Annotated in this window: 20 protein-coding genes; 19 read left to right on the forward strand and 1 reads right to left on the reverse strand. The window is 39.5% G+C overall.

The window, feature by feature from the left end; all coding sequences use genetic code 11:
* Positions 1 to 134: 134 nt before the first annotated feature.
* The 12 genes from miaB (at position 135) to MLE14_RS01575 (ending at position 15,660) form a co-directional block, all read left to right on the forward strand.
* A complete protein-coding gene (gene miaB / locus MLE14_RS01520) occupies positions 135 to 1,679 on the forward strand; it encodes a tRNA (N6-isopentenyl adenosine(37)-C2)-methylthiotransferase MiaB (protein ID WP_243296494.1) in 1,545 nt (514 codons plus the stop codon).
* Between the two features lies 1 nt (position 1,680).
* Entirely contained in the window at positions 1,681 to 2,094 is a 414-nt protein-coding gene (locus MLE14_RS01525; protein ID WP_243296495.1) for a RicAFT regulatory complex protein RicA family protein, read from the forward strand.
* A gap of 176 nt (positions 2,095 to 2,270) precedes the next feature.
* Positions 2,271 to 2,756 carry an IS200/IS605 family transposase gene (tnpA, locus tag MLE14_RS01530; RefSeq protein ID WP_243296496.1) on the forward strand — a complete coding sequence of 162 codons (486 nt, stop codon included), beginning with the start codon at positions 2,271 to 2,273 and terminating at the stop codon, positions 2,754 to 2,756.
* 359 nt (positions 2,757 to 3,115) lie between these two features.
* Entirely contained in the window at positions 3,116 to 3,658 is a 543-nt protein-coding gene (locus MLE14_RS01535) for an outer spore coat protein CotE (protein ID WP_243296497.1), read from the forward strand.
* A gap of 162 nt (positions 3,659 to 3,820) precedes the next feature.
* Positions 3,821 to 5,017 (forward strand): polysaccharide deacetylase family protein, encoded by a 1,197-nt coding sequence (locus MLE14_RS01540; RefSeq protein WP_243296498.1) that lies wholly within the window; start codon positions 3,821 to 3,823, stop codon positions 5,015 to 5,017.
* 192 nt (positions 5,018 to 5,209) lie between these two features.
* A complete protein-coding gene (gene mutS, locus MLE14_RS01545) occupies positions 5,210 to 7,786 on the forward strand; it encodes a DNA mismatch repair protein MutS (protein WP_243296499.1) in 2,577 nt (858 codons plus the stop codon).
* A gap of 19 nt (positions 7,787 to 7,805) precedes the next feature.
* Positions 7,806 to 9,707, forward strand: a complete 1,902-nt coding sequence (mutL, locus tag MLE14_RS01550) for a DNA mismatch repair endonuclease MutL (protein WP_243296500.1) — start codon at positions 7,806 to 7,808, stop codon at positions 9,705 to 9,707.
* A gap of 138 nt (positions 9,708 to 9,845) precedes the next feature.
* Positions 9,846 to 10,796, forward strand: a complete 951-nt coding sequence (gene miaA, locus MLE14_RS01555) for a tRNA (adenosine(37)-N6)-dimethylallyltransferase MiaA (protein ID WP_243296501.1) — start codon at positions 9,846 to 9,848, stop codon at positions 10,794 to 10,796.
* A gap of 48 nt (positions 10,797 to 10,844) precedes the next feature.
* Positions 10,845 to 11,072: an RNA chaperone Hfq gene (gene hfq, locus MLE14_RS01560; protein ID WP_243296502.1), complete on the forward strand. Its 228-nt coding sequence runs from the start codon at positions 10,845 to 10,847 to the stop codon at positions 11,070 to 11,072.
* A gap of 365 nt (positions 11,073 to 11,437) precedes the next feature.
* Complete coding sequence (gene abc-f, locus MLE14_RS01565) at positions 11,438 to 13,087, forward strand: ribosomal protection-like ABC-F family protein (protein WP_243296503.1); 1,650 nt, start codon at positions 11,438 to 11,440, stop codon at positions 13,085 to 13,087.
* A 62-nt stretch (positions 13,088 to 13,149) separates the two neighbouring features.
* Complete coding sequence (locus MLE14_RS01570; RefSeq protein ID WP_243296504.1) at positions 13,150 to 15,072, forward strand: beta-propeller domain-containing protein; 1,923 nt, start codon at positions 13,150 to 13,152, stop codon at positions 15,070 to 15,072.
* A 120-nt stretch (positions 15,073 to 15,192) separates the two neighbouring features.
* On the forward strand, positions 15,193 to 15,660 hold the full coding sequence (locus MLE14_RS01575) for a hypothetical protein (protein WP_243296505.1): 468 nt from the start codon (positions 15,193 to 15,195) through the stop codon (positions 15,658 to 15,660).
* A gap of 597 nt (positions 15,661 to 16,257) precedes the next feature.
* On the opposite strand, the gene MLE14_RS01580 is transcribed toward MLE14_RS01575, so the two are convergent.
* Positions 16,258 to 16,440 (reverse strand): imidazoleglycerol-phosphate dehydratase, encoded by a 183-nt coding sequence (locus MLE14_RS01580; protein ID WP_243296506.1) that lies wholly within the window; start codon positions 16,438 to 16,440, stop codon positions 16,258 to 16,260.
* Between the two features lie 188 nt (positions 16,441 to 16,628).
* Between MLE14_RS01580 and MLE14_RS01585 the strand changes: the two genes are divergently transcribed.
* The 7 genes from MLE14_RS01585 (at position 16,629) to MLE14_RS01615 (ending at position 22,924) form a co-directional block, all read left to right on the forward strand.
* Entirely contained in the window at positions 16,629 to 17,099 is a 471-nt protein-coding gene (locus tag MLE14_RS01585) for a hypothetical protein (RefSeq protein ID WP_243296571.1), read from the forward strand.
* Between the two features lie 106 nt (positions 17,100 to 17,205).
* Positions 17,206 to 17,352: a hypothetical protein gene (locus tag MLE14_RS01590; protein ID WP_243296507.1), complete on the forward strand. Its 147-nt coding sequence runs from the start codon at positions 17,206 to 17,208 to the stop codon at positions 17,350 to 17,352.
* A gap of 156 nt (positions 17,353 to 17,508) precedes the next feature.
* Positions 17,509 to 18,144, forward strand: coding sequence for an FMN-dependent NADH-azoreductase (locus MLE14_RS01595; RefSeq protein ID WP_243296508.1), 636 nt, complete (start codon positions 17,509 to 17,511; stop codon positions 18,142 to 18,144).
* Positions 18,145 to 18,502: 358 nt separating this feature from the next.
* A complete protein-coding gene (spoVK, locus tag MLE14_RS01600; RefSeq protein ID WP_243296509.1) occupies positions 18,503 to 19,459 on the forward strand; it encodes a stage V sporulation protein K in 957 nt (318 codons plus the stop codon).
* Between the two features lie 381 nt (positions 19,460 to 19,840).
* Positions 19,841 to 21,097 carry a GTPase HflX gene (gene hflX / locus MLE14_RS01605; protein ID WP_279326739.1) on the forward strand — a complete coding sequence of 419 codons (1,257 nt, stop codon included), beginning with the start codon at positions 19,841 to 19,843 and terminating at the stop codon, positions 21,095 to 21,097.
* A gap of 6 nt (positions 21,098 to 21,103) precedes the next feature.
* A complete protein-coding gene (locus tag MLE14_RS01610; protein WP_243296510.1) occupies positions 21,104 to 22,351 on the forward strand; it encodes a methionine gamma-lyase family protein in 1,248 nt (415 codons plus the stop codon).
* Between the two features lie 165 nt (positions 22,352 to 22,516).
* Entirely contained in the window at positions 22,517 to 22,924 is a 408-nt protein-coding gene (locus MLE14_RS01615) for a MerR family transcriptional regulator (RefSeq protein WP_243296511.1), read from the forward strand.
* Positions 22,925 to 22,958 lie beyond the last annotated feature (34 nt).

Consider the following 22,958-nt stretch of genomic DNA (forward strand, 5'->3'; position numbering starts at 1 on the left):
ATCAATCTTTTTGATTCACCAACTTGCCATTTATCCCGTAGTCTCCCCTATTGTTTAAGCCCCCAAAAACCTTTATACTAAAGTAATGTGTAGAAATAGGTTTTTGATTACTCATGAAGAAAGGAGTCATCATCATGAATGAGAAGCAAAGAGTTGAAGGACAACAAGTAGCTACTGTAAAGCCTCAGGACAAAAAATCCGAGAAGGATTACAGTAAGTATTTTCAATCTGTATATATTCCGCCAAGTTTAAAGGATGCCAAACGAAGAGGGAAGGAAGAAGTCAAGTATCACAAAGACTTCAAGATTCCAGAAGAATTCCGCGGTATGGGAAATGGCAAGAAATTTTATATTAGAACGTATGGCTGCCAAATGAACGAGCATGATACAGAAGTCATGGCAGGAATCTTTATGGCACTGGGCTATGAAGCAACCGATACTGTAGAAGATTCTGATGTGATTCTTTTAAATACCTGTGCCATTCGCGAAAACGCGGAAAACAAGGTGTTTGGAGAACTCGGGCATTTAAAGGCGCTTAAGACAGAAAAGCCAGACCTGTTAATTGGGGTTTGCGGCTGCATGTCACAAGAAGAGTCTGTGGTTAATAAAATTTTACAATCCTATCAGCATGTGGATATGATTTTTGGTACCCATAATATTCACCGTCTTCCTCATATTTTAAAGGAAGCGTATATGCAAAAAGCAATGGTGGTTGAGGTTTGGTCAAAAGAGGGAGATGTCATTGAAAATCTTCCTAAAGTCAGAAAAGGCCAAATTAAAGGCTGGGTTAATATTATGTACGGCTGCGATAAGTTCTGCACGTATTGTATTGTACCGTATACGCGCGGTAAAGAAAGAAGCCGCCGTCCAGAGGATATTATCCAAGAGGTTCGCCATTTAGCAGCTCAAGGCTATAAAGAAATCACGCTTCTTGGTCAAAACGTCAATGCGTACGGCAAAGATTTTGAGGATATGAAATACGGTCTTGGCGATCTAATGGATGAGCTGCGTTCCATTGATATTCCGCGTATTCGTTTTACAACCAGCCACCCGCGTGATTTTGATGATCATTTAATCGAAGTATTAGCGAAAAAAGGAAATCTGGTTGAGCATATTCATCTTCCAGTTCAATCTGGATCCAGTGATGTCCTTAAAATTATGGCAAGAAAATATACACGTGAGCAATACCTGGAATTAGTCGCTAAAATTAAAAAAGCCATTCCAGATGTTGCACTCACAACTGATATTATTGTCGGTTTCCCAAATGAAACGGATGAACAGTTTGAAGAAACACTTTCCCTATATAAAGAGGTAGGCTTCGAATCTGCTTATACTTTTATCTACTCACCACGTGAAGGTACACCAGCTGCGAAAATGAAGGACAATGTTCCGATGGAAGTGAAAAAAGAACGTCTGCAGCGCTTAAATGCATTAGTTAATGAACTTTCTGCTGAGGCTATGAAAAAGTATGAAGGGCAAATCGTTGAAGTGTTAGTTGAAGGGGAAAGCAAAAATAACCCTGATGTCCTAGCCGGATATACACGCAAAAATAAGTTGGTTAATTTCAAAGGACCGAAGTCAGCGATTGGTCAACTGGTTAAAGTTCGCATCAAAGAAGCGAAAACATGGACACTTGATGGTGAAATGGTCGAAAGTATGGAAGCAGTTGAGGTGAAGTAAAGTGGCGAAATATACAAAAGATGATATTATAGCTCGTGCCAGAGAATTGGCCGATATGATTTCCGAAACTGAAGAAGTGGATTTCTTCAAGCGTGCTGAAGCTCAAATTAACGAAAACCAAAAGGTGCGTGAAATGATTGCTAGTATTAAAAGCCTGCAAAAGCAAGCTGTTAATTTTCAGCACTTTGGCAAAGAAAAGGCCTTACAAATGGTAGAAGAAAAAATCGAAAAGCTCGAAAAAGAAATAGACGAAATTCCAATTGTTCAGGAATTTAAGAATTCACAAGTAGAAGTAAATGAGCTGCTTCAGGTCGTAGCTCATACCATTTCTAACAGAGTCACCAATAAAATCATTGAATCCACAGGCGGCGACCTCCTCAGAGGTGAAACCGGATCCGCCGTCAAACATTCATAATCAAACCGAACCGTCCCGAAACAGAGGGACGGTTCTCTTGTTTTGTATAAATGAAAACCATACGCTAGGCGTATGGTTCCGGAAAGCTTATAGCGATGTATTAAAAAAAGCCCACTCCTGGTGTTACAATAAATTTCGGTTCGCCAACCAAATTTATGTAACAAGGAGGGACCCTTATGTCATCTGACATAAACAGTTTAGCACATACTAAATGGAATTGTAAGTATCACATAGTCTTTGCACCAAAATATAGAAGACAAATCATATACGGAAAGATAAAACAAGATATTGGACAGATTCTAAGACAGTTATGTGAAAGAAAAGGTGTAGAAATTATTGAAGCAACAGCATGTAAAGATCATATCCATATGCTGGTGAGTATCCCGCCAAAAATAAGTGTTTCATCATTCGTGGGGTATTTAAAAGGTAAAAGTAGCTTAATGATATTTGATAGACATGCACATTTAAAATATCGGTATGGCAACAGAAAATTTTGGTGTAGAGGTTTCTATGTAGATACAGTAGGGAGAAATAAGAAAGTAATTGAAGAGTACATTCGAAATCAAATACAAGATGATATAGTCGCAGACCAATTGAGTATGGAAGAATTTATAGATCCGTTTACAGGGGAAGAAACAAAAAGAAAAAACAAAAAGAGATAGGAGAAACCCTTTTAGGGTTGGCCGAAAAAGTAGTGCGGTTGGCGAACTATTCAGAGCCCCTTGAGGGGCTGGCCAGTAACAAAGGCTTTCAGCCGCAGAACAAACCACCCGTTTCACGGGTGGTTATGATTTCATTTTGACCAAAACAAAAACCTTCTAAAGTCGCAGATCTTCTGATTTTTTATCGTCACAATTTTTTCTAGGCACATTCTCAGATCATACCTGCATAGTATGTAATAGTGGTTCTTAGCCTATTCGTTTAATCTAAAGTTTCCTTTTATTCAACGAAGAAATATTCGCACACTAGTCTAATGACCCGCATAGGATGAAATGAAAAGACTAGAGGAGGTATCGCTCGCATGGCAGAATACAGAGAGATTATAACGAAGGCTGTCGTTGCTAAAGGACGCAAGTTTACCCAGTCCAATCATACGGTTAGCCCAGCTAAAAATCCGTCGAGCATTCTAGGTGCCTGGATCATAAACCATACGTATTCAGCAAAGAAATCTGGCAATGCGGTAGAGGTTAGCGGACATTATGATATTAACTGTTGGTATTCCCATTCTGATAATACAAAAACGGAAGTATGTTCTGCAAAAGTACCGTACACGGATGTCATAAAGCTTAAGTATCGGGATCCAGACGTCTTAGGAGAAGAACAAGTAATTGCCCGTGTTCTTCAACAGCCAAATTGCGTAGAAGCAGTTGTTTCGCCAAATGGCAATAAGATTATCGTTAATGCCGAAAGAGAATTCCTTGTAGAAGTAGTGGGTGAAACCAAAATCGCTGTTGCCATTAATCCGGACGGCGTAGAGGACGACCACGACTGGGAACTTGATGTTGACGATGAAGAATTTGAAGAATTGAACCCTGACTTTTTGGTTGGAACTGAAGAAGAATAACACACTAGGAAGAGATTACTTCCTAGTTTTTTTTTGTAAGTGCAACTGCCCCTCTGTCTTTGCCTCAATGTTAGCTGGCCGGCTAGTTTTATTAATAACATTTTTGTAACATAAAGGTCTCTCATACGTCTTATTTTTTGAATAAGGGATGGGGGATTTTTCATGAAATTAATTACAAAGGTAATAGTGTGGGTACTGCTATTGGGGTTATCAGCCTGTTCAATACAGGGAATGGATAATCAGCCTCACACGGATAACCGTATCATAGAACCACCTAAAAATAATGCAATTCCAAAGTGGCCAGAGGATCCGCTGCCTCCAATACCTGACAATCAAGAAGATGGCCAAAATGAAATGGGAAATGATGCATCCAAGCCGCCTGCAAAAAATAACGAACCAGTCAAATTGGTAGATTACGAGGGTCCGGTTGAACATATCTTTTTCCACCCGCTCATTGTCTATCCTGAACTGGCTTTTGACGGAGATGCAATGGCTCAAGGATATAATGATTATTTTGTAACCGTCAATGAATTTAAGAGAGTACTGAATGAACTTTATAAAAATAACTATATATTAATAGACATTAACGAACTGTTTCAAATAAATGGGGATCAATCTATTACACGGAGAGAACTGAAACTGCCTGAGGGGAAAAAACCATTAATTCTCTCAATTGATGATATGAATTATTACGATTATATGAGGGAAAATGGGAATGTTTATAAACTGGTGCTTAATGAAAATGGAACAATTGCTTCCTATGCGAAAAGTCCGCAAGGCGAAGATTTGATTTCATATGATCACGCGATTGTTCCGATCCTAGACCAGTTTGTGCAAAGCCACCCTGATTTCTCGTTTAGAGGAGCAAAAGGGTTAATTGCCTTAACAGGATATGAAGGAGTGTTAGGGTACCGAACGAATCAGGTTAATAGCCCGGCTTACCATCAGGAAAAAGCAGATGCATTAAAAGTGATCAGACGTTTAAAAGAAACCGGTTGGACATTCGCCTCCCATGGCTGGGGGCATTTAGATGCAAATAAAGTAGATTACAACCGGTTCGTCCAGGATACAGAAAGATGGAAGCAAGAGGTTGAATCTCTAGTTGGTCCAACAAATGTTTATATTTACCCATACGGAAGCAGACCAGATACAGGCGGGGATAAATTTAACTATCTGTTTGAGTCCGGATTTAAGATCTTATGTTCAGTTGGACCTTCTCCTTATCTGCAATCCTATGAAACTAAAGGCTTTATGATGGACCGGCGCCACATTGACGGAATTGCCCTTCAAACCCAGCAAGAACGATTACGCCCGCTTATGGATGCGGAAAAAGTTTTGGAGGCAGAAGTGAGGCCATAATTGCCATTTAACACCCAAAAACGGTATAAATCAAAACTAGAAAATAATAAATACTTTTTCCAGACTTGCCAACCGGCAAGTTTTCTTTTTCGTTGCAGCTATTCTGTTTCTAAACCGTGATTGCATCCCAATCTCTATGATATAATGGGGTAATGTAAAAGATTGATAGAGAAGAAAGGTTTTGTGATATAGATGGCTTCTTACACGCCGATGATTTTGCAGTATTTAGAGATTAAAAAAGATTATCAGGATGCATTTCTTTTTTTTCGCCTCGGAGATTTTTATGAAATGTTTTTTGAGGACGCCATTAAAGCTTCCAGAGAATTAGAAATCACCTTAACATCGCGCGATGGCGGTTCGGAAGAACGAATTCCGATGTGCGGAGTTCCTTATCATTCAGCGGCATCATACATAGAACAGCTTATAAAAAAAGGATATAAAGTCGCAATATGTGAACAAGTCGAAGATCCGAAGCTGGCCAAAGGTGTTGTAAAACGTGAAGTCGTCCAGCTGATTACACCTGGAACCTTAATGGATAGCCACACGCTTCTCGACAAGGAAAACAACTATATTGCTTCCATCAATCAGACTGGTCATACGTTTGGGTTTGCATACAGTGATTTATCTACAGGAGAATTAAAAGTTACTTTATTGGAGCGGGTAGAAGATTGCTTTAATGAATGTGCCTTGCTTGGTATAAAAGAAATGGTAGTGGCTGATGAATTCGCTGGAAAATGGGCTACTGTTTTACAAGAACGTTATGGTGTGACCATCTCGCTGCAAAACGAATTAGATGATGAAACTAAATTTGAATCCACGGTTTCGGCATTGACGCGTGCAGAAGAAAAAACGGCCGTAATCCGGTTATTAAGCTATTTGTATCGAACGCAAAAACGCAGCTTAGACCATATTCAAGAGGCACAACGCTATCAAACTGAGCATTACTTAAAAATGGACGAGTATTCAAAACGGAATCTTGAGTTAACAGAGACGATCCGTGCAAAAGATAAAAAGGGCAGTTTGCTCTGGCTTTTGGATGAAACAATGACAGCAATGGGCGGACGTTTATTGAAATCGTGGATTGACCGGCCGCTCACTAACTTAAACGAAATTCAAGAGAGAATGGAGTTTGTCCAGCTTTTAAAAGAAAAGTTCTTTGAACGCCAGGAGCTCCGCGAAAAATTGCAAAAGGTTTACGACCTCGAAAGACTGGCTGGCCGAATAGCTTTTGGAAATGTAAACGCCCGTGATTTTATCCAATTAAAGCATTCTTTAAAACAAATTCCTGAGATTCAATCTATTATTCTCGGGATTCTGTCATCACCGAATAAATGGGAGGCTTCCCTTGATGCTTGTGAAGAGGTTTATAATCTTCTAGAAAAAGCAATCCATGAAAACCCGCCAGTATCAGTGAAGGAAGGCGGATTGATTAAAGACGGCTATCATCCGAAACTTGATCAATACCGCGAAGCCAGCAGAAACGGAAAAAGCTGGATTGCTGAACTGGAACAGGAAGAGCGAAGAAAAACAGGGATTAAGTCATTAAAAGTAGGCTATAACCGTGTGTTCGGCTACTATATTGAGGTAACAAAGGCAAACCTGCACCTGTTAAAAGAGGGACAATACGAGCGAAAACAAACCTTAACCAACGCAGAACGGTTTATTACACCTGAATTAAAAGAAAAGGAAGCTTTGATTTTAGAAGCAGAAGAAAGAAGCGTTGAACTCGAATACGATATTTTTACAGCGATTCGCGAAGAAGTAAAAACGTACATTCCGCGCTTACAGACACTTGCGAAAGCAATCAGTGAAATTGATTGTCTGCAAAGCTTTGCGACAGTCAGTGAAGAACGCCATTATGTGAAGCCGACTTTTAGCCAGGACCGGAAGCTGATCATTCAAAACGGGCGTCACGCGGTTGTGGAAAAAGTGTTGGGAATGCAGGTTTACGTTCCAAATGACTGCTACATGAACCAGGAAAGGGAGCTTTTATTAATTACTGGTCCAAACATGGCCGGAAAAAGTACATATATGAGACAGGTTGCGCTAACGGCAATTATGGCACAAATCGGCTGCTTTGTTCCGGCTGATGCTGCCGAACTGCCAATCTTTGACCAGATCTTTACGAGAATTGGAGCAGCAGATGATTTAGTCTCTGGCCAAAGTACCTTTATGGTTGAAATGCTCGAAGCCAAAAATGCATTAACCAAAGCAACGGAAAACAGTCTGATATTATTTGATGAAATTGGTCGCGGCACTTCGACGTACGATGGAATGGCACTTGCTCAAGCCATGATTGAATACATTCATGATCACATTGGGGCCAAGACCCTATTCTCAACACACTATCATGAATTAACGGTTCTGGCTGAAAAACTGCCTAAATTGCAAAATATCCATGTCAGTGTTTCAGAAGAACGAGGGAATATTGTCTTTTTACATAAACTGAGAGAGGGAGCTGCTGATAAAAGCTACGGAATTCATGTTGCACAGCTGGCTGAGCTTCCGAACGAAGTGATTACAAGGGCACGTGAAATTCTTGTCGCATTTGAAAATAAAGACGAAACCGTATCAGCTATTGTAAAAGAACCGAAAACGCATGAACCAGAAGAGACGCAATTATCCTTTTTTGATGTGACCGTTGGTGACGAGGAGCAGCAAAAACAAAAGCTAATCCTGGAAAAGCTAGAGAAATTAGAGCTGATGCAAATGACACCGCTTGATGCGATGAACGCTTTATATGAACTGCAGAAAATGACAAAGGCTTGACCATAAAGGAGGTCCTATGATGGGAAAAATACACGAACTCGGAGACGCACTTTCCAATAAAATTGCAGCTGGTGAAGTGGTAGAACGGCCTGCTTCTGTGGTGAAGGAGCTTGTCGAGAACGCAGTAGATGCAGGGAGTACCGTCATAGACATCCTTGTCAAAGAGGCAGGACTTGAAGAAATCCGTATTATTGATAATGGTTCCGGGATTGAACATGAGGACGTTTTAACTGCGTTTAAACGTCATGCGACCAGTAAAATTCATAACGAAGACGACTTGTTCCGCGTCCGGACCCTTGGGTTTAGAGGCGAGGCACTTCCAAGTATCGCTTCTGTATCTAAAGTTACCCTTCAAACCTGCTCGGAAATTGAAACTGAAGGGACAGAAGTGGTGTTAGAAGGAGGAAAAGTGGTCTCCTTTGAAAGAGCCAGAGCAAGAAAGGGAACCGATCTATCGGTGCAGGAGTTATTTTATAACACTCCTGCCCGCCTTAAATATATGAAAACCTTACATACAGAGCTGGGTCATATTACAGATGTAGTCAGCCGCCTTGCTCTATGTAATCCAACTATTTCATTCCGTTTAGTACATAATGATAAAAAAGTACTGCAGACAAGCGGAAATGGGGATCCGCTGCAGGTGTTAGCTTCGATTTACGGAGTCGGAATTGCGAAAAATATGGTTCAATTTCAGGCATCCTCTTTAGACTTTGAAGTAAAGGGATACATGGCAAAACCTGAAATCACAAGAGCTTCGCGACACTATATGACCATTATCGTGAATGGACGTGTTATCCGAAATCATGCGATCCAAAAAGCAATCTTAGACGGATTCCACACGTTTTTACCGGTCGGACGTTTTCCAATCTGTCTCTTAGATATAAAAATGGATCCAATATTAGTCGATGTCAATGTCCACCCTTCGAAACTTGAGGTCCGCTTCAGCAAAGAACGAGAACTAATGGAACAAATAACGGCTGCAATCCGAGGTCAATGGAGAAAAGAAACATTGATTCCTTCCGCCGCTTCTGTGATGGAAAAACGGGAACAGAAATCCGTTCAAACAACGATTGATTTGGATATAGGTATGGAGGAAGAGAAGAGGAATGCAAAACAAGGCATTTACTCTGCCATTCATACTTCAGTGGATGCTGGCGGACGCAGCAAAGAAGAGCCTGGTAAGGGATCGATTCATCCAGTTGTGGATGAGACTGATGTTCAACCGGATTTTGTTAAAGAAGCAGAGAGAACATTGGATACCTCAACAGAGGAACCGACTAAATGGAGAAATGAGAAGGAAGAGGAGCTCCCTGCCTCAAATCTGGAAGTTCGAAGTCCTAGAATTCCGCCGCTTTATTATGTCGGACAGGCTCATGGAACTTATATTATTGCTCAGAATGACGAGGGACTTTATTTAATTGATCAGCATGCGGCACAAGAGCGGCTGAAATACGAATTTTATAGAGTCAAAGTCCAAGAGGTTGCAAACGACGTTCAAGATCTCCTGATCCCCTTAACTCTGGAATACGCTCCTGATGACTTCATCAAAATTAAAGAAAACCAAAACAAATTAGAAGCTGTCGGGGTGTTTCTAGAGGAGTTTGGCATGAACAGTTTCATTGTTCGCTCTCACCCTACCTGGTTTCCAAAGGGAGAAGAAAAAGAAACGATTGAGGAAATGATTGAACAACTATTAAATATGAATAAAATCAGCATCGAAAAAATCCGGGAGGAAGCGGCCATTCTCATGAGCTGCAAAGGCTCAATCAAAGCAAATCGCTACTTAAGGCAGGAAGAAATTGAAACCTTGCTTCATGATTTACGTTATGCCAGTGATCCGTTTACTTGCCCGCATGGAAGACCGATCATCGTTAAATTTACAACCTATGAATTGGAAAAAATGTTTAAGCGGGTGATGTAAGGGGTATTTTGATTGAGTTGAAAGAAATATCGAATCAATTAAAATTGGTTCATTCGACAAAATGTTTAAAAATACCTCTTACCGTCTATAATAAGAGGATGTTTGAGTCAGTAGACTCAGGTGAAAGGAACAAGTGACATGGACAAACGGCAAAAAGTTGCAGTCATTATCGGCCCCACTGCCGTTGGGAAGACAAAAGTCAGTATTGAGCTGGCGAAGAGATGGAATGGCGAGATCATTAGCGGCGATTCCATGCAGATTTACCGCGGTTTAGACATTGGAACGGCTAAAGTGACGGAAGAAGAAATGGACGGGGTTCCGCATCATTTAATTGATATTCGCGACCCAGAGGATTCTTTTACAGTTGCAGATTTTCAAGCTCTGGTAAGAGAGAAAATCACGGAAATTGAAAAACGCGGAAAACTTCCTTTCATCGTTGGAGGAACGGGGCTGTATATTCAATCGGTTTTATTCGATTATCAGTTTCAAGAGGAATCGTCTACAGAGACGCGGGAAAAGCTTTATGCCCAATATGAAAAAGAGGGAATTGCGCCTTTATTTCAAAAGCTTCAAGAGGTAGATCCTAAAAGTGCTGATGTCATTCACCCAAATAATATAAGAAGGGTGATTCGTGCACTAGAGGTTTATCTGGATACAGGGCTAGCTTTTTCAGAGTGGAAGGAGTCTCAAACCAATCAGCTTTTGTATCAAGCAGCGATCATCGGTCTGACAATGGAACGCGATCTTTTGTATGACCGCATAAATCAGCGTGTTGATGCCATGATGGAAGCTGGATTATTAGATGAAGTAAAAAAGCTGTATGATCAGGGGATTCGCGGAACACAGTCTGTTCAGGGGATTGGCTATAAAGAACTGTATGAATACTTTGATGGAACAGCTGATTTAGAGCACGCTGTAGAAAAATTAAAGAAAAACTCTAGAAATTACGCAAAAAGGCAACTCACTTGGTTCCGCAATCAGCTTGATGTCAAATGGTTTGACATGACCGATATTTCCGCAATTGAGAAAAAAATTGAGGAAATCTCACAATATCTTGCAGGAAAGCTGAAACTTGGAGCGAATACATAAAACAAAAGCGAAAAACACCTTCGCAGAGAGAGAATAGGAGGCAGGGCCATGAAACAACCGGTTAATATTCAAGATCAAGTTTTGAATCAGTTACGAAAAGAAGGGATCCCAGTAACCGTCTTTTTATTAAACGGATTTCAAATTCGGGGATATATTAAAGGATTCGATAACTTTACAGTTTTATTTGAATCTGAAGGCAAGCAGCAGCTTGTATTCAAGCATGCAATCTCAACCTTCGCCCCGCAACGTAATGTAACCATTGAAACGGAAGCTTAATCCGATCGGATCAAAATACGAATGGATGTTCCAGCAGGAGCATCCTTTTTATTATTTCGCTAAGATCTATTCAAAATCAAAAATAAGGGATTTTTACTTTGTATTTGCAGCAGGGTTTGTGTATACTTATAATACGAATGCCAGAAAGGAATGATGGGTGGACGATGATTGACTAATCTTATTTATCACATTTGAAATCGTATATTTCAAATCACACAAAAATAGGATTAGTCTGCCCATCTTTATAAATTTAAAGTGCTACTTCTGATGAAATAGCTTATTTCATGCTGGACTGGTACGGCTAATCCTTCCTATTAAATAGGGAGGATTTTTTAATTCTCCCTTTCAAGAAGGGGATCAGGCAAATGAGGGAACTATTTAAATTATCAAACATTAGCTATGAAGTAATGGACCTTACTATATTTGAAGGGGTAAATGCCAGCGTACAGCAAGGAGACATAATCGGTGTCATTGGGAAAAATGGGGCCGGGAAATCTACGCTGCTGCAGCTGATTAACAAGATGCTAGCTCCGACATATGGAACTATTCAATGGCTTCAGCCAAACTTGAATATAGTTATGGTCGAACAAGAAACCGAATCACATTCTTTTGAAAATTTGACTCCCAGAGAAGTCGCATTGCTTGAAAAATGGAAGGTACCAATCCATTTATTCGCAGTATTAAGTGGCGGGGAAAAACTGAAAGCGCGACTTGCAAAGGGTCTATCGAAGGATGCTGACCTTCTGCTATTGGATGAGCCAACCAATCATCTTGATGAATCTAGTATAGATCTGCTCAAAACTGAACTTCAAAATTATAGAGGGACTGTTATATTTGTTTCGCATGATCGATATTTTTTGGATGAAGTTGCGACGAAGATATGGTCGATTGAAGGGAAAAAACTGATTGAACACAAAGGCAATTATTCTAGCTATATGGAGTTTCGCAAACAAAAAAGACTGACACAGCAACGCGAGTATGAAAAACAGCAAAAAATGGTGGAACGGATTGAAGGCCAAATCAAGGAACTGACTTCTTGGTCGAGCAAAGCACATGCACAATCTACGAAAAAAGAAGGGTTTAAAGAATATTACCGAGTAAAAGCGAAGCGTATGGATGCTCAGATCAAATCCAAGCAAAAACGTCTTGAAAAAGAGCTTGAAAGAGTTAAGGCAGAACCGGTTGAGTCAGAATATACAGTCCGCTTTTCAATTAAATCAAACAACAAGGTAGGCAAAAGGTTTTTAGAGGCTAAAAATGTAGCCAAGTCTTTTGGTAAAACAACACTTTTTAGAAATGTTAATTTCACAATTCAGCATGGGGAGAAGGTTGCCATACTGGGTCCAAATGGCAGCGGAAAAACAACCCTGCTGAAAATAATAGTCGGTCAGGAACCAGCTGAAGGCGATGTCTGGGTTTCACCCTCTGCCGATATTGGTTATCTAACACAAGAAGTGTTTGATTTGCCGCTTGATCAAACACCCGAGCAGCTCTTTTTCCAAGAAACCTACGAGGAGAGAGGGAAAGTCCAAACATTGATGAAACATCTGGGCTTTGTGGCATCGCAATGGACAGAACCTATCCGAAATATGAGTATGGGTGAGCGGGTAAAGTGTAAGCTTATGAAGTATATCCTGGAAGAAAAAAATGTGCTTATTTTGGATGAACCGACGAATCATCTCGATTTGCCTTCTCGAGAACAGCTTGAGGAAACCTTAGCACAGTATAATGGAACGTTAATCGCAGTCTCGCATGACCGCTATTTTCTTGAAAAAATAACAAATCACAAACTTGTTATTTCAAATCAGAGCATTCAGAAACACATGAATGAACTTCCCGTCAAAAGGGATAATGGGGAGGAGTTGCTTTTAAAGCTGGAAACGGAAAGACAAGAAGTATTAGGCAGGCTTAGCTTTATGACTCCAAAGGATGGAGAATACGCAGAACTTGATAAGAAATTCAATGAGCTTACCAAGCAAATAAATGAACTAAAGCAGAGATCGTCTCATCTTTAGTGAGACGTTTTCCCAAAAACATCGTCTATATCCATATAAGAAATGTAATAGAGGGGATGTAGATGATTAAAAAACTTTGGATTTTAACAGGAATATTGGTTTTTGGAATGGCAGCTTCATTTATATTTGCGCAGGATAAACAAGGAGAAGTGATGACTCGCGAAACAGCAGAATCAAAACAACTGAAAGAGCCATCAGTGGAGCCTTTAAATGTGGTAGGTTCCTTCGATGCTTTTAAAAAAATGATGAAAAATATAGAAAAAGATAGAGGCGAAATATCAATTTTATTTTCTAGTGATACCGCAGAAAGTGCAGAAAGTGAGGATGGTTCTTCAGGTGCTGACTACTCAACCACAAATGTACAGGTGAACGGCGTGGATGAAGCAGACCATATCAAAACAGATGGAACCTACATGTACCAAATAAAAGAAAATCAATTGATCATTTCAAGTGTGTACCCTGCCAATGAAATGAAAGTAGTGTATCAACAAAAATATGAAGATGATTTTAATCCTTCTGATTTGTATGTAGATGAAAAGCAGCTGATCGTGATTGGTCATAGTCGGTTTAACGACCCAACTATGGAAACGGATGCCAAAAGTAATCCTTACTTTTTTCCAGAGTCAGGTGTAAAGGTATTAGTTTATGAATTAAAGGATCGTCACAATTTAGAACTGGTTCGAGAAGTGGAAATTGAAGGACACTATAATTCTTCCCGTAAAATTGGGAATAGCTTGTATGTGGTTTCTAATAAATATATTCCTGTCCACATATTAGAAAGGGACGAGACAGTAGATGAAAACCTATTAAAACCCGCCTACAAAGACAGTGTGTTAGGTGAAGAAATCAAACGTTCCGATTGGGACGAGATTTATTACTTGCCTGAATTCGACGAACCGAACTATCTCATAGTTTCAGGCATAGATTTAAGCAATCATGAAAAACCCGCATCGGTATCGACATACTTAGGTGCAAGTCAAAATCTTTATGCATCGAAAGACCATTTATACGTAACCATACCTACTTATGAAGAAAGCGGGTTATTGATTAAACGTGCTATTGATATAAATACGGCTATATTTAAATTTAAATTAGCAAACGGAACGGCTACATTTATCGCTGAAGGAGAAGTCGAAGGAAGAATCTTAAATCAATTCTCGATGGATGAGCACAATGGCCACTTCCGAATTGCCACAACTACAGGGGAAGTTTGGGATGAGACGAATCCTTCTAAAAATCATTTATTTATCTTAGACCAGAATTTAAAGAAAACAGGTGAAATACGAGATATTGCGCCAAAAGAAGTAATTTACTCGGTTCGCTTTATGGGAGATCGAGGCTATATGGTCACCTTTAAAAAAGTAGACCCTCTATTTGTCTTTGATTTAAAAGATCCAAATAACCCAACTATTCTAGGAAAATTAAAGATACCAGGATACAGTGATTACTTACATCCTTATGATGAAAACCATATTATTGGCTTTGGTAAAGATGCTGTAGAAGCTACAAAAGGAGATTTTGCTTATTACCAGGGAATGAAAATGGCCTTGTTTGATATAACGGATGTAAACAATCCAAAAGAAAAATTTGTTGAAATCATTGGCGATCGGGGAACTGACTCAGAACTGCTATACAACCACAAAGCCTTACTCTTTTCAAAGGAAAAAAATCTGATTGCATTTCCGGTTAATCTTTATCAATTACCGGATGGAATCAAGAATCCAGAGGGAGATGCCTATGGTGAATTTACCTTCCAAGGTGCCTTTGTTTACGGATTAGATTTAGAAAATGGCTTCACCTTAAAGAAACAGATTACACATATCTCTGATGGAGATGCATTGAAAATGGGCTATTATCCGGATTTTGATAAAGGCGTACAACGCATCATGTATATCGAAGACACACTCTATACCATATCAAACCATAAAATTGAAGCTCATCATATCAACACATTCAATAAGCTAAATGAGGTTGTACTTCCTTAAAAAAGCAGGTCATTTGACTTGCTTTTTTTTGTGAGGGTTAACAATACGATGTGCGTTTTTTTAAAAAAATTTGGGTACTTTAAAAAGTGTCGTAAAAAAATAGGGTGAGGTGATTTCATCATGGTATCAAGGAGGCACTTTGCTTTTAATCTCTGTATAATAATGATCCCGTGGTTATCGTTATTATTTTTAGGAAAGAGTAATGTAAAACGTTATTCTCTAGCTGGAGTAGTTATCGTTATTTTCGAGATTATAAATCATTGGTATGGACATAAAAGGAAGTGGTGGAAGTTTTATGATACGCCAAGATCCTTTATAAAGGATGAACTTCCTTTTAGTATCGGCCCTTATATGCCTCTTTCGATGTGGTTGCTTAAATATTCGTACGGAAACTTTAAAAAGTTTGTGTTGCTTAATGCTATTGCTGATGGACTCTTTGCTTTTCTTTTTATCGATGTTCTTAAAAAGCTTAAAATCATACGTCTCAATCGGTTAAATCATTTTCAATTTTTTATATACCTACACTATAAAGCCTACTTATTATATGGAGTACAGTATTTATATGAGAAATTAAAAGGATCTAGCTGAAATCATGCAAACATGCCCGTTGAAACAAACAGGGGTTCACGCTATTTACAACGAAACAGTCGCATAAATACGTAATATATGCGGTATTTTAAATAAAAAAAGGAAATGGGGTTAATCATTTATCATTTTATTCTCATCGCCTTTAAAACAAATAAAAGATTAAAAGCCAATCAAATTGTCCATATCGGATGTTTACCATTGATTGTTCAAATATCCTTTGATGTCATAGTGGAGTTTACATATAACGGGTATTGGTAATTCACGAAATCGATTGGCAAGGATTCTGCCTCATACTTTTCTAATTCCTCCAGTGAATTTGATGTTTTTAAATTGATACCCCTTTTAAGTCCCATCATGAAATAAACCTTATACATTTTAGTTTGGTTAATTGGAATTTTAATTTACGAAACAATCACCTTACTTCCTGAACCTTGGGGTTAATTTTATTATGGGTAGTGGAAGCTGAGGTATAAAGCAATGATCGATCCCGTTTCATGATCTTAATACCATTTACAAATGCATAACCAAATTGGAGGATAAGTTGTTCGCCAGAAGAGGGTAATAATCAAGAAGGAACCGTATTGGTTCCTTTTACATTTAATGATTATTCGGATTTTTTAAGTGAGATTTGCTGCCGCGATTCGAATTATAATGTTTACCTTTACTGTTATCTCCGCTAGCTGCCTCTTGGCCAAATTCAGTGTCTAATTTTCCGCTGTTTCTTGGTGAGCTTTGATTTTTACTGCCATGTCGATTATCACGCTTTGTCAATAGTAACACCTCCTATTTAGACCGATAATACTATGATTCCAAGCTTTCCTTGTTTCATTACAAAATTAATTGGAAAAGTTATTAGCACTTAGAACTAGTAATGAATGTTGAGAGAACAGATTGCAAAACTATCCCTAAATTTGGGGGTGGTCAGACTGATAATAAAGGTAATTCGTGTAACCCTTTTAACAATCCTAATGGCATCGAATCCGGGAACGATTCACGCACAAACTTCCGCGCAAGTTACCTATCCATGCAGCGTAGTTCTTCATTCAGTTAAAAATACATCCAATGCCCAGGGTGTTGCTTTGATTACCAAAGTAAAAAAGCCATATACCGATTCACCGATGAGTCCAGTTAGAGAGAGGGAAAGTATAGGGATTTATGGAGATTGGCTGCCATCTCCTTCTTCATTCGGCGATTTTGACCAATACGAAGGATTCGCTCAAGTACCTGGTGTGATAAGCTGGAGATTTAAGATGTACCCTGTAAAGGAAGACAGTCCAAGCTGGTTTGGCGGATCTCCGTGGGTAGGAAAATTTGATGAGATTACTTACGGAATTCCTGCGAATACACGAGTGGAACTGCGTGTATCTAATTCGAAAACTAATAAGCTGGGGCCAGCGATATTGCGAAATACTTTACAGGGATGCCAAAAATCATCATGAAAAATAGAGCCGATCATAAAAAAGTCTTATTTTTCAAAACACTCTATTAAAAGGGATACATAACTAGTAAGATAGATATACTACTATCGATAGGGGGAACTTACACATGGAAAATAAACCATTACATTATGATGGAAGTATTCAAAGCAATCATCAATTAGAGAATGAAGAATCTAGCAATGAAGCATTTGAAATTACGGAAGAAATGAGGAAAAATATTAGCGGAAATCCTTATATAAACACAATTGAGTGAAATAAATTGGTGCCTAAAAAGGTACCTTTTTTCTTTTCAAAGTCTATTAGTGCCAAAACCCGAAATCGAATCATATCTATTCAGGCTGAGTATATAATCGATTTTCCACACACACTATAAAGAATAAAGAAGGATGAAAGAGAGGACGTTCAAAAAATGGCAAAAGTATTGTACATCACAGCTCATCCGCATGATGATACTCAGTCATACAGTATCGCCGTTGGAAAAGCTTTTATCGATACCTATAAACAAGTTCATCCTAATGATGAAATTGTGAACTTGGATCTGTATAAGGAAAATATTCCACAAATTGATGTAGATGTTTTCAATGGCTGGGGTAAGCTCCGGTCTGGGCAGAGTTTTGAAGAGCTTTCTTCAGATGAGAAAGCAAAAGTAGGCAGACTATCTGAACTGTGTGACCAATTTATTGCCGCTGATAAATATGTGTTTGTTACACCTTTATGGAATTTTTCTTTCCCGCCAGTTTTAAAAGCATATATTGATGCAGTTTCTGTTGCTGGAAAAACATTCAAATATACGGAACAAGGTCCCGTAGGGCTATTAACTGATAAAAAAGCTTTACATATCCAAGCTCGGGGAGGTATTTATTCAGAAGGGCCAGCTGCTCAAATGGAAATGGGACACCGATATTTAAATATTATAATGAAATTTTATGGAGTCCCATCATTCGAGGGCTTATTTGTGGAAGGTCATGCTGCCATGCCAGATAAGGCGCAAGAAATAAAAGAAAAAGCCATTGCAAGAGCTAAGGATTTAGCTCATACCTTTTAAAATTTATTGAGAAAGATGGTAAAAGCTCTTCTTTGCAGAAAGAAGGGCTTTATAACTTTTTATACGTTGTTTTAATCAATCATTCATTTCCTTATTTTTGCAAGTAGTAACTTCACAAATTCCGATTTTGGACAGATTTTTTTAATGGAATGGGACATTGTTGAATACATATGTATAAACGCGCCATTTTGAGTCATGGTTGGTAAAGCAGTTTGGAGAGCGTTGCCCTGGAGATCATGGGACACGGGAGGTCCTGTTTATACCAGGTGTGTTCTATTAGCATTTTTACTAAATATAGGCATTTGTCACCCATTTGACATCGTAAGCGTATACTGTTAGAGATTGAGAGGTGAAGGCTTTGGACCAACCAATTCGATTAAAGAATAATGGTCAAATAAGCATCGTGTTAAATTCTCAGAAACGTAAGAATCTAAAAGAATCGCCATTTGAAAAAAAGTACACAATCTCCCATTCTGTGCAAAATGAACATGCCGAATTAAGAGAGATTGAAGAAGAGCTGAGTGCCTTAGTAGGCATGACCGAAATGAAGAAAATGATAAAAGAAATTTATGCGTGGATATACGTCAATAAGAAGCGGGAAGAAGCCGGGCTTAAATCAGGAAAACAGGCATTACACATGATGTTTCGCGGGAATCCAGGTACTGGAAAGACGACCGTAGCAAGATTGATTGGAAAGCTGTTTCAGAAAATGAATGTCTTGTCAAAAGGGCATCTGATTGAAGCAGAACGTGCAGATTTAGTCGGGGAATACATCGGACATACAGCCCAGAAAACAAGAGATCTGATCAAAAAAGCCATCGGAGGTATATTATTTATTGATGAGGCCTATTCTCTGGGCCGCGGCGGTGAAAAGGACTTCGGGAAGGAAGCCATTGACACTCTGGTAAAGCACATGGAGGATAAGCAGCACGAATTTATTTTAATATTAGCCGGCTATTCTAGGGAGATGGAGCATTTTTTAACCTTAAACCCTGGATTAGAATCGAGATTTCCTCTTGTTATTGACTTTCCAGATTACAGTGTGGATGAATTAATGGAAATTGGAAACCGAATGTTAAAAGAAAAAGAATACGTATTAAGTCTGGAGGCAGAAAAAAAGCTGAGAGACCATTTAATATGGAAAAAATCACTCTTAAGCCCATCCGCCTTTTCCAACGGCCGATACGTTCGCAATATCATAGAACGCTCCATCCGTTCACAAGCAATGAGACTATTACTTAACAATCAATATGATCGTCAAGAGCTGATGACAATCCGCAGTCATGATTTGCATTTTGAGGAAGATGATGATTGATTAAAGAGAAGGGTCAGACCCATTTTTACGGGGCTAACCCTTTTTTTAGCAATTTCAATGGCTGGCTAAAATCTGAATTACCGCGCGAAAACATGAAATGAATAGGCGAAAATCGGATATACTGCACGAAAATCAGAATAAGTGCGCGAAAAACTGAATGAGTGCGCAAAAATCGGATTTACCTCGCGAAAATCCAAAATAACGTCCGCCAAACCCAAGTATCAGTTATAACCCCTCATGCCATCCGGCAAAAATAATAGTATCCACACCCATTCCACTTGATGTACAATCACTTTCATGATTAGATTAATCGTGGGATTACAGAATACCATAAAACCGTTGAACATAGAGAAATTCGCAAAATCAGAAAGAGGGGTATAGTTGATACAAATAATTCAAGAAATCAAAGAGAAAGCGATACTTGTCGGATGCCAGCTGCCATACATGGAAGATGAAAGGTTTCAGTATTTAATGGAAGAATTAGCGTCCCTGGCACACACGGCCAATGCTGAAGTGGTGATGGAGGTTGTCCAAAAGCGGGACCGGATTGACAATGCAACATACATAGGAAAAGGAAAAGTAGCAGAACTGCAGGCTTTAGAGGAAGAACTCGAACCAAGTCTCTTTATCTTTAATGATGAATTATCTCCTAGTCAGGTACGGAATTTAGCCAGAGACCTAAATGCAAAAATTATAGACCGAACGCAGCTGATTTTAGATATTTTTGCAAGAAGAGCGAAGTCAAAAGAAGGGAAACTTCAGGTAGAACTTGCTCAGCTGGAATATTTGCTGCCAAGATTAGGAGGGCAGGGTGCCCAGCTTTCTAGATTAGGAGGGGGTATTGGGACAAGAGGACCGGGGGAGACCCAGCTGGAAACGGATCGAAGACATATCAACCGTCGAATTGATGATTTAAAACGTCAGCTTGAACAGATCAAAAAGCATCGTGAACGGTATCGGGAGCGCCGCAAGAAAAATAAAGTATTCCAAATTTCATTAGTTGGATACACAAATGCTGGTAAATCCACGATTTTCAACAGGCTAACCGATGAAGAGACTCTGGAAGAAAATCTGTTGTTTGCGACACTGGATCCAACAACAAGAAAACTGCGTCTGCCAAGCGGTTTTCAGGCATTACTCACAGATACAGTCGGGTTTATTCAGCATTTGCCGACCACGTTAGTAGCAGCTTTCCGTTCGACGCTAGAGGAAGTAAAGGAAGCGGATCTTTTAATACATGTTGTCGATAGTTCTCATCCAGACTACGACCAGCATGAGAGAACGGTCCGATCGCTCCTGGAAAAGCTCGATGCCTCTACCATTCTTGAAATTGTAGTCTATAATAAGAGAGATGCCTCGCCAGCGAGCTTTGTACGATTAACTGTACACAACAGTTTACACATTAGTGCATTGCATAAAGAAGATTTAGATTTACTCCTGCACACGATTCAGCAATTCGTGCAGGCAGAAATGAAACCATATGATATGAACTTCTCGAGTAAACAGGGAAAAACCATTAATCAGCTGAAAATGGAAACCATCGTAAAAGAGGTTGTTTATGATGAAGAGAAGGATGAATACCGCTGTAAAGGCTATGCTCCCGAATGGCATCCACTATTTACACATCTAGAAAGGTAAGAGAATATGTTTTTAGATTTAAAACATGGCAAACAAATAAAAGAAACGGTCGAACGGGTTGAACAGACCATCGCACCGATTCATAAACGAATTGATGAGATCGTCTTGTTTAATCAAAATAAAGTACTGAGAAGCTTTCAGTCCAACAAAGTAAGTGACTCACATTTTAATCCGACTACCGGTTACGGCTATGACGATATGGGGAGAGATACACTGGAAAAAATATATGCCGATGTCTTTGGCGCAGAAGCTGCCCTAGTCCGGCCACAGATTATTTCCGGAACGCACGCCATAACGATCGCATTGTTTGGAATCCTTCGCCCAGGCGATGAACTACTGTATATTACGGGAAACCCGTACGATACGCTCGAAGAAATCGTCGGAATTAGAGGTGAAGGGGACGGATCCTTAAAGGATTTTGGCATTAGTTACAAGGCCGTTCCTCTAACTGAACAAGGTCAAATCAATTATGAAGCTGTCCGGGCAGCGATTAAGCCGAATACAAAAATGATCGGAATCCAGCGTTCCAAGGGCTATGCTGTTCGACCGTCGTTTACGGTAACAGAAATTAAAGAAATGATCGATTTTGTTAAAGGCATAAAAGACGATATCGTGGTCTTTGTCGATAACTGCTACGGAGAATTTGTGGAGGAAATCGAGCCTTGCCAAGTCGGGGCAGACCTGATGGCAGGCTCTCTCATCAAAAACCCAGGTGGCGGTCTCGCTAAAATAGGAGGCTATATTGTCGGGAAAGAGAAGTATGTAAAATCTTGCTCTTACCGCCTGACATCTCCAGGGATTGGGGCAGAAGCAGGCGCCTCGCTTTATAGTTTACAAGAAATGTACCAAGGCTTTTTCCTCGCACCGCATGTGGTTGGACAAGCTTTAAAAGGTGCGGTTTTTACAGCTTGCTTCTTAGAGCAATTTGGAATGAAGACAGAACCTTCTTGGGATGCAAAGAGAACAGACCTCATACAATCGGTTCAATTTGATTCGGCAGAAAAGATGGTAGCATTCTGTCAGGCGATCCAATTTGCTTCCCCAATCAATTCTCATGTCACACCATATCCAAGCTATATGCCGGGATACGAAGACGAAGTGATTATGGCAGCGGGAACTTTTATTCAGGGAGCCAGCCTTGAATTAACGGCTGACGGTCCAATCAGACCGCCTTATGTTGCTTATGTACAAGGCGGATTAACGTATGAGCATGTGAAATTGGCCGTTTGTTATGCGATTGATCGGGTATTATAAATGAAAGAGGAGACTTCCTTCGGGGAGTCTTTTGTTTTTTTATAAGGTCACCAAATCGATAAATACTTCGAAAAAATAATGTGAGAAAATCTAACATATTGTTGACATATTATATTACACTTTAATATAATGAAACTATCAAAGGAAAGGGAGGAGGAAAGTCATATGGCGAATAAGGAAATCCGACGTTCTATGCCTGTTTTTCAGATTGGTGCTGTTATGGAACTGACTGAATTAACCGCCAGACAAATAAGATACTATGAAGAACAGAAACTGATTTCACCAGCTCGGACGGAAGGGAATCGCCGACTTTTTTCTCTCAATGACATTGACCGTCTTCTTGAAATTAAAGATTACTTAGATCAAGGAATCAATATGGCGGGGATCAGAAAGCTATTGGAAGTGAATCAAGCAACTTCGGCCATTGAAGAGGATAAGGCAAAAGATAAAAGCCAAAAAGAATTAAGTGACGAAGAACTGCGCAGATTACTCCGTGAAGAGCTGCTCCATGCAGGACGATTCCAAAAATCAGCATCTTTGCGTCAAGGGGATATGTCTAGATTTTTCCACTAAAAATAAGCTTTCTTACAATTAAGGGAGGAAAAGA

The organism is Bacillus litorisediminis (assembly GCF_022808645.1).
Lineage (GTDB): Bacteria > Bacillota > Bacilli > Bacillales > JC228 > Bacillus_BF > Bacillus_BF litorisediminis.